Origin of the sequence: Paracoccus sp. S4493 (assembly GCF_000967735.1) — a bacterium.
GTDB classification, from domain to species: domain Bacteria; phylum Pseudomonadota; class Alphaproteobacteria; order Rhodobacterales; family Rhodobacteraceae; genus Paracoccus; species Paracoccus marcusii.
In genome coordinates this window covers 1-426 of the sequence record NZ_JXYF01000561.1, presented here as the reverse complement: position 1 = coordinate 426, position 426 = coordinate 1, and the positions used below count along the sequence as shown (strand labels likewise).

Below are 426 nucleotides of genomic sequence, written 5' to 3'. Positions count from 1 at the left end.
CCTGCCGGTGGGGTGACAAACGCGTCTGCGCCCCCCCACCCGCCCTTGCATCGCCCCGGCGGCGTCTGCAATATCCGCGCCATGGACGGACAGCGGACACCCTTGGCGTGCATCATGCGCGTTCTGGTCCTGATGGCCAGCATCGTGCAGCTTGCGCTGTACGGGGCGACGGCGCCTGCCTCGGTCGAACTGGGACCGCAGTTCCTGCGCCTGACCGAGGAGCAGCGGCTGTATTCCGACAGCCCGGCCCAAGTCGCAGTCCTGACCTCCAAGGCCCCGACCGGACCGCAGGCGACATCACCTCTGCCGGACGCCGATCCATGGTACCGCGCGCCCGCGGGGCCCGTCCCGCCGCAGGCCGTGTCGGTCATCGCCGCGTCCGACGCGGACGTTCCCCGGCCGCAGGGCGTCGCCGGCCCTGCCCGC

General features: G+C 72.5%; 1 pseudogene. It reads left to right on the top strand.

From position 1 onward, the window contains the following. Positions 1-114 precede the first annotated feature (114 nt). Positions 115-426, top strand: a pseudogene (locus TW83_RS19045) (hypothetical protein); the annotation flags it as partial.